This window comes from Kribbella sindirgiensis, assembly GCF_004331435.1.
GTDB lineage: Bacteria > Actinomycetota > Actinomycetes > Propionibacteriales > Kribbellaceae > Kribbella > Kribbella sindirgiensis.
Window position 1 is genome coordinate 74,728 of the sequence record NZ_SJKA01000027.1, and the last position, 7,664, is coordinate 82,391.

At 64.3% G+C, this 7,664-nt stretch carries 8 protein-coding genes; 3 read left to right on the top strand and 5 right to left on the bottom strand.

The genetic code is table 11. The features are described from left to right. Positions 1-6: 6 nt before the first annotated feature. The 3 genes from E0H50_RS40150 to E0H50_RS40160 all read right to left on the bottom strand — a co-directional run bounded on the left by E0H50_RS40150 (position 7) and on the right by E0H50_RS40160 (position 4,078). Entirely contained in the window at positions 7-3,108 is a 3,102-nt protein-coding gene (locus E0H50_RS40150) for a DEAD/DEAH box helicase (protein ID WP_131296407.1), read from the bottom strand. Between the two features lie 341 nt (positions 3,109-3,449). Then, positions 3,450-3,728, bottom strand: a complete 279-nt coding sequence (locus E0H50_RS40155; RefSeq protein WP_131296408.1) for a hypothetical protein — start codon at positions 3,726-3,728, stop codon at positions 3,450-3,452. Continuing rightward, the gene (locus tag E0H50_RS40160) at positions 3,725-4,078 is read right to left on the bottom strand and encodes a hypothetical protein (RefSeq protein WP_131296409.1); all 354 of its coding nucleotides are present in this window, start codon (positions 4,076-4,078) and stop codon (positions 3,725-3,727) included. Before E0H50_RS40160 ends, E0H50_RS40155 begins: the two co-directional genes overlap by 4 nt. Before the next feature lie 34 nt (positions 4,079-4,112). On the opposite strand from E0H50_RS40160, the gene E0H50_RS40165 reads away from it, so the two are divergent. After that, a complete protein-coding gene (locus E0H50_RS40165; protein WP_131296410.1) occupies positions 4,113-5,006 on the top strand; it encodes a class IV adenylate cyclase in 894 nt (297 codons plus the stop codon). Between the two features lie 49 nt (positions 5,007-5,055). Here the strand turns inward: E0H50_RS40165 and E0H50_RS40170 are convergent, their stop codons facing one another. Both E0H50_RS40170 and E0H50_RS40175 read right to left on the bottom strand, forming a co-directional pair. Continuing rightward, complete coding sequence (locus E0H50_RS40170; RefSeq protein ID WP_131296411.1) at positions 5,056-5,655, bottom strand: hypothetical protein; 600 nt, start codon at positions 5,653-5,655, stop codon at positions 5,056-5,058. Beyond that, positions 5,652-6,011, bottom strand: coding sequence for a hypothetical protein (locus tag E0H50_RS40175; RefSeq protein ID WP_131296412.1), 360 nt, complete (start codon positions 6,009-6,011; stop codon positions 5,652-5,654). Before E0H50_RS40175 ends, E0H50_RS40170 begins: the two co-directional genes overlap by 4 nt. Positions 6,012-6,467: 456 nt before the next feature. Between E0H50_RS40175 and E0H50_RS43635 the strand changes: the two genes are divergently transcribed. Both E0H50_RS43635 and E0H50_RS40185 read left to right on the top strand, forming a co-directional pair. Then, complete coding sequence (locus E0H50_RS43635) at positions 6,468-6,782, top strand: effector-associated constant component EACC1 (protein WP_272948563.1); 315 nt, start codon at positions 6,468-6,470, stop codon at positions 6,780-6,782. Between the two features lie 6 nt (positions 6,783-6,788). Beyond that, a complete protein-coding gene (locus E0H50_RS40185) occupies positions 6,789-7,583 on the top strand; it encodes a caspase family protein (RefSeq protein WP_131296414.1) in 795 nt (264 codons plus the stop codon). Positions 7,584-7,664: the final 81 nt, after the last annotated feature.

Below are 7,664 nucleotides of genomic sequence, written 5' to 3' on the forward strand. Positions count from 1 at the left end.
GCCCGTTTAGGCGACCACGGAGGCAGCCTGAAAGACCTCTGGTGGCATGGCATAGGTCAGCTCCCACGTGATCGCGATCGGCTGGCTGCCGGAGTGGTTGGTGTAGTTCGCTGGGCCAAGGAACAGATACGGCGAGGTGCCGAGGTCATCGGTGCTGTGCTGACGAGCAAAGATGAAAATGTCGGTCCCTTGCTCCCGGTGGTTGAGGTACCGCTTGCCGGTCGGGGAGCCAACCCGCTCCCTGCTCTGCGACTCCCAGTGAAAGAGCGTCGGGCTGATCGCGTAGTCCCGATACATCGTCGTCGGAGAGAAGTCCGCCTGGTTCTTGACCAGAGTCACCAGGAAGGCGTCCGCCTTGTGCTCACGCGAGTACAAAACGCCTGCATTGAAGGTCTTCGGGCGCACGCCGTCCAGCTTGGCGTAGTCCAATGCCGCGAGGATCTCCTCGCGTTGGTATCTCGCGTGCACCCGGAGCGGTAGGTGGGCGTGCCGTCCAGGTACGCGGAAGGTGCGATGGCGGGAACGATCCGCCGCGAGCGAGATGACCTCGAGCAACTCGTCCCGAGCAGCGGCCTCATCACGAAGCACGCTTAGACCCTCCGCATAGGACCCGAACTCGTCGCCACCGGGCCAGAGCGAGAAGAACAGCATGCGTGCGTACGACTGATCGTTCGGTGAGAGGTCGTCGTACGACGGCGCGCTGTCGTTGAGCAGACGGCGATAGGCCATCAGGCGGTCTGGATCGTCAACGTGAGCAAGGGCTCGTACACGCTTGAGAAGACCGGGTTCATGGTCTGCACCCTGCCGCGTAGTGAGACCAGCGCGCCGCCGCAACTCAGTCCAACTGTGCTGTCGAACAATATCGCCCAGTTCGGCACCCGATTCATGGAGGAAGGTTGGCAAGTCTTGCTCGCCATGAGTTTTGAGATCACGAATCAGGTCGCGCCAGCGCCCAGCCACCTGGCTCCGGAGGTTGGCGAGGACAAGTTCTTGGGCGTACTTGTCAAGCACGATCTGGCTTCCCGATGGCAGATGGGGGAACCCCTTCTCGACCTGGCGCTCCAGACCGGTGCGGGTATCACCGGTGAGCGCGCGGAAGCGGAGATCGAAGCGAAACTCCTTGCGTTGATGTCCCACGAAGTCGAGGGCTGTCAGCACCGGCTTCCCGTCAGCCTGGCGGAGGCCGCGGCCGAGTTGCTGCAGGAAGACCGTCGGGCTCTCGGTTGGGCGGAGGAACAGGACGGTGTTGACCTCCGGAAGGTCAAGACCTTCATTGAACAGATCCGCCGCGAAGAGCGCGTTGACGCGGAGATCTCGCAAGTCGCGTAACGCCTCATCGCGTTGATCTGGGCGCGTGTTACCGGACACAGCTCGCGCCGGAATCCCGGCATCCGCGAAGACCCTCGCCATGTACTCGGCGTGCGCGACTGAGACGCAGAAACCTAGAGCTCGCATCGTGCTCACGTCGGTGAGCTTGTCGCGAACCTCTCGTAGGACAATGGCGGCGCGCGCGTCGTTGCCGGTGTACAGCTGTTCCAACTCGTGCTCGTCGTACCTGCCTCGGGTCCACCGCAGTTGTTGCAGTTGCGTGCCGTCGGCAACTCCGAAGTAGTGAAACGGACAGAGCAGATCGGCGGAGAGCGCGTCCCAGAGTCGCAGCTCAACTGCGGTTCGCCCGCCGAAGTAGCTTTGGATGTCCAGGCCGTCGGAGCGTTCCGGTGTCGCCGTCAGCCCAAGGAGCTCGACCGGCTGCAGGTGGTCGAGCAACCGACGGTAGGTCCGAGCCGAAGCATGGTGAAACTCGTCGACAACGACTACGTCGAAATGATCGGGCGGGATCGTCGTGATGTCGTACGCAGTGAGTGCCTGCACCGAGGCAAAGACGTGGGTCCACCGTTCAGGTCGAGCGCCAGCGAAATACTCCTCACCGAATGTCGGATCTGCGAGCACTTCCCGATAGGTGCGGAGCGATTGCTGAAGGATCTCCCGCCGGTGAGCGACGAACAGCAATGACGGTGCCGCTTCTCCACGCTGCTTGGCGGCGTTGTAGAGCCGCCGGTAGTCGAGCGCCGCGATGACAGTCTTCCCGGTGCCGGTTGCTGCGACGACCAGATTGCGGTGTCGGTCGTGAACCTCACGCTCAACCGCGATCTCTTCGAGCATCTCCGCCTGATATGGCCGAGGGCGAACCTCGAGACCAGCCAACGACACGGTCACACGACCAGACGGAGCGCGACCGCGGCCCTGCAGCGCGAGCGCGTCGTCGAGCCGGTCGCGGTCGCGCACCGGATCGTAGGGCTCGAACGTGGAGTCATTCCAATAGGTCTCAAAGGTCGCGCTGAACTTGTCCAGCAGGGTCGGTGTGGCAACGCGTGACAGCCGAACGTTCCACTCGATGCCGTCCAGCAGCGCCGCTTGCGACAGATTTGATGATCCGACGTACGCCGTGTCGAAGCGGGTGTTGCGGCGAAACAGCCAGGCTTTGGCGTGCAGTCGGGTGCGAAGCGCGTCGTACTGGATCTTGACCTCGGCACCGAAGTCGTTGACGAGCCGATCTAACGCCGCGCGATCCGTCGCGCCCATGTACGTCGTTGTGATCACCCGGAAGGGGCCGTTTCGCTCGTGAAGCCGACGGAGCTCCGGTTCGAGGAGTCGCAGGCCGAACCACTTCACGAAGGCGCAAATCAGGTCGACTTCATCCGACGTATCAATCTCCGCGCGGAGCTCCGGGCCCAGGGATGGTTCGCCCTGCGAGTTGGTCAGCAGCGCCGCTTCAGACAGCGGCGTGCTCGGCCGGACCTGGCCGTAATCCGCAACTCCAGGTCCTGCCGGCAGCCGCAGCGAATGCAGTTGCTTCGGCACCTCCGGGGGCAACAGATCTTCGTCAGTCGTCAGATGGCGCAGTACCTCGTTAACCAGCTCCACCCGCTGCTTCTGATCGGTCTTGCTACTCAGAGCCCGCAGCACTGCATCCCGGACATGCCGAGCGAGGACTTCCGGTTGATCGGCTTGGTCCACCCTTTGAAGCGCTGACTCCAGCCCATCAGAGCGGCCGATCACCTCCAGCAACCGGTTCGTAATCAACGCGTCGTAGATGCCTGGCTCCACTGCTTATCACCCCTCGCAGAGCAGCTTGCCAGACCGCGTCGACAGTCAGCGGACCTATGCGTCTCCCGAGCGTGTCTCGGGCGCTCGCGCACCTCCGCCGCGACCACAGTCCCCCACAGTTGGGCGGCGGTCTTTCGGAGGCGGTCGGGTGTGCAGCCAACAGGCGAGGTCGAGGCGGAGTTCGACTACGACAATCCGCCGTTCGAGGGTGGTGGGACGCCGGATCTGCTGGAGGACGATCAGCGGGCCTACCCACGCTACGCTGTGCACCTTCCGACTTGGCATCCGGCCAGCGATGAATCTCACTGAGCGATGTACCGCTATCGGATGGAGACGTGGCTCTAGGTCGTCACCAGCTGGCTTGGTGACCCGCGCTGCTCTGCCACGACCGGGATTTTGATCTCGGCGCAGTCGCGAAGATCAGGATGATTGTCGGAACGGCCCAGGCGCTCGCCGGCGAACTCAGCCTCACGGCCTTCGCGCAGGGCGCTCAGCGCGACGCGAGCTGCTTCGAGCTGCTTCGTTGCCGGACCGTTGGGGTCTGCTTGGGCACGGGCCCGGAGTTCACGAAGCTCGTCGCGGAGCTCTGGATCGAGGATCAGGTGATACCTGGCTGTCATCGGGATGCTGCGGGTGGCTCGTCATCGCTGTCGAGGTTCCATCCGAACTCCGCGGCGAGTTCGTCGGCAGAGACGTAGTCCTCGACACGGTTCGTCGCCAGGCGCCGCTGGGTGACGTCGCGAATCTCTGCGGCCTGCTCGGCGTCCTCGGCGAGTTCCTCGAGCTGCTCCCACCGATCGAAGGGAACGACCACGCCCTCAGGTTGACCGCCGTCGCCAAAGATCAGCGGCTCGGCCTGACCTGCCCGGAACCGCTGCAGCATCTTAGACAGGTTGTACGCCGCGGTTGCCGTGTCGATCACGTTCACCCGATCACCGTTCGGGCGATCCTGTGGTGTTTCCGTCGACATCTGAGCTCCTTCGCTGGCTGCCTTTCCAGACTAGATGAGTCAGCCGGAGTCTGTCCGTGGCACTACCGGTCGGTCCGGGATCGTCATCAGGATAGGAGTTCAGTCCTGGTCTGGGGCGGAGTTGTCCACAGGGGTACGACTTTGGTTTGGGCTCGCGGAGGAGGCTCTCCCGGACTCCTCCGGACGGTTCGTGTCTTTCAGCAGATCGGACCGGTGCGCCTGCCGGGACGTACGCGGGGGATCAGCGACGGCACGGATTGCGAGGAGCGCTCATACGGTGTGCGACTTATCGGGTTCTCTTCCTGTGGAAGAGTTTGCCTCGAGCGACCATCGCGAGGAGGTTCTTCCTTTACCCGAGACCGAGGTCTTGCAACTGCCGAGGGGGCGTGAGGTGCCGATCGAGTTCGAGGCCAAAGTTCTGGATGTCGACCCCGACGAGGTCGCGGGGAGGATCCTCTCGTTGGGCGGGCGGCCGGTTGGGGATCGGCTGATGCGGCGGTACGTGTACGACGTTGAGCCTGGGGATCGGTCGCGGTGGATTCGGTTGCGGGACAGCGGTACGGCGGTGACGTTGACGGTGAAGGAGATTGCGCACGACGGGATCGTCGGTACGACGGAGACCGAGGTGGTGGTTGGGGACTTTGAGACGACCAACGAGTTGCTGCGGCGCATCGGGTTCGAGGCGAAGTCGTACCAGGAGAATCGGCGGGTGAGCTTTGAACTCGCCGGCGCTGAGTTGGAGCTCGACTGGTGGCCGTTGATTCCGCCGTACCTCGAGATCGAGGGGCGGTCCCGCGACCACGTCGTTGAGGTTGGCCACATGCTCGGTGTTTCCGAAGACGACCTCACGGGCGAGAACACCACCAAGGTGTACGCGCGCTACGGAATCGATCTGGCCACAATCACCGATCTCAGATTCTCGGCCTGAGGGTACATGGCCGTGATTTGCGTAGGCGGTTGTGGCTACCGGGAACTGCCTACAGCTCTCTGCTGGGGTTGTTGTCGCGAGGTAGACCGACCCGCGGTCTCTCTGAGCGGGGACGCTCGGTGCGGACTGCGCCCGATGCGGGGGCGACGTTGGATGCTGCTGCCAGGGCGATGCGTAGGTCCTGCGGGAGGGCCTGGCGGATCGGGGCTATGTCGGATGAGGCGCCGTACGACTTGAGGGTGTTGCGGCGGACGGACGCCTCGCGGCCCAGGCGTTTGGCGGCGACCTCGAAAGGGCGGTCGTTCTTGCGGTGTTCGAAGCAGATGGCTTCGCGGTACGGCAGGCCGCCGTCCTCTGGCTGGAACTCGCGATAGATCAGGCGGTGTGAGGCGCCGAGTTCCTGGCTTCCGCGGGTTTCGGGGATGACCGGCAACTTGATCTCGGCGCAATCACTGAGGTCGTGAGTGGCGAAACGAAGACGTTTGCCTTCGAAGTCGGCTTCCTCGCCGTTCGCGATGGCGCGCAGGCCAGCTCTGAGTGCGCGTAGTTCGCGCGCTCGGAGGCTGCCCGGTTGAGTGGCGGCGGCTCGCTCGAGTTCGCGCAGGTAGAGCAGCAATTCCTGATTGACGAGCAGCCGGTACTGACTCATTTCGGCTTGCGGAACTCGGAGTCGTCGATCTCTTCGTCGAGATCCCAGCCGAGCTCGGCGGCGACCTCCTCAATGGGAACAGATGGCCCACCAGGGTTCTTCAGGCGGTGCCGAAGGAGTGAGTACGAGGAGTCGAAGCCCTCCTCGTCGGTGGCCGCCTCGGTCAGGGCCCGCCAGACCTCGAAGGGGATGACCGCAGCCTCGGGCTGGCCGGCGTCGCCGAATACCAGAGGCTCGGCGGCGCCGGACCGGAACAACTGGAGGAGGGCGGGCAGGTTCTTCGAGGCTTCTGTGGTTGAGAGGACCCAGACCGTTCTCCCGTCGGGGAGCAGGTGTTCCGTCTCTTCGGGGTCCATTTGTGGTCCTTTCGAGTGGTTGGGGGCGTGTTCAGGATAGGAGCTTGGTGCGGTCTGCGAGGTGAGTTATCCACAGGGGGCGAGGGCTGTTGTCGGGTGGGTGGGGTGGGCGTAGTTTCGGAGGTGGGGTGAGTGGGGGTGAGCGCCGGTTGGGGGTGTGTTGGCCGGTGGAGGAGGCTCTGCCCGGACGTCCCTCCAGATGGGTGGAGCTCAAAGGAGCCCGGGGTGCTTTGGCGCTCCGGGCTCCCTGTTTGTCTACTCGACAACGCGGAGGCGCAGTCGGGCAGCAGGGTTCGCGCCTCGGTGCGGTGTCCTTTGGGCGTGGACGGGGTGTTGGAGGGCGGCTACTTACCGTTGCGGTCGGGTGGGGTTTGGGAGGACTATTAGCGCGAGCTTCGGGAGGGGTGGGTTGTGGGGGTTTGGGTTGAGGTGGTCCTTGTCGATGGGGATCCGGAGGTGGCGGATCGGGGGATTCGGCAGTTGCGGGGGGAGTTGCAGCGGGAGTTCGAGACGCGGGATGTGTTGGTGGTTGCGCCTCCGGGGAGTAAGGGGGACGCGGCCGCGGTGGGGGCGGTGGCGGTTGCGTTGGGCGGGGCGGGTGGGATGGTGCCGTTGTTGATCGCGGTACTTCGGGATTGGCTGGGGCGGCGTACCAGAGGGCAGCGGGTGAAGCTGACGGTGGGGGACGAGTCGATCGAGGTGGATGCGGCTTCGCCGGAGGAGCAGCGAGAGCTGGTTGAGGCGTTCCTGCGTCGGCACGAAGTGAGCTGATCGGCCATGCGCCGGGCCTTGCTGGTGGCCACGTACGAGTACCAGGACGCCGGGTTGCGGCGGTTGGCCGCGCCGGAGCGGGACGTCGAGGCGTTGGCGGAGGTACTCGAGGACGAGGCGGTCGCGGGGTTCGACGTACAGGTGCTGATGAACAGGCCCACGCACGAGGTGGGGAAGGCGATCGCGGACTTCTTTGCCGCGGGCGAGCGCGACGACCTGATGCTGCTGTACTTCAGTGGGCACGGGTTGAAGGACGACAACGGCCGGCTCTACCTGGCGATGAAGAACACGGTGCGGGACAGTCTGCGGTTCACGGCGTTGTCGTCGGAGTCGGTGCAGGAGACGGTGTCCGAGAGCCGGTCGCGGCAGACGATCCTCATTCTCGATTGCTGCTACAGCGGGGCGTACGCGGCGCAGAGGTTCGCCAAGTCGGACTCCGCGGTCCACACGAAGGAGGCGTTCGGCGGGCGCGGGCGGATCGTGCTCACCGCGTCGGACTCGACGCAGTACGCCTTTGAGGGAACGGAATCGGTGTTCACGCATCACCTGGTCGAAGGTTTGCGTACGGGCGCCGCCGACCTGGACGCCGACGGGGATGTCACGACCGACGAGCTGTACGACTACACCTACAAGGCCGTTACCGCTGAGCAGCCGGGTCAGCGCCCGCGCCAGTTCGCCGAGACCGAGGGGCGGACGGTCGTCGCCTCCAACCCGCGCTGGACGTTGCCCGAGTATCTCGCCAACGCGATCAACAGTCCGCTCGCCGAGATCCGCCATACATCGCTAGTGTCCTGCTTCTGAAATTCGCGACATAAGTTGGTCTGGGGTAGTTTGCCCAGTGATTCGTTGGAGGTAGCGGCTGAGGGAGTCCAGGATTTCGTC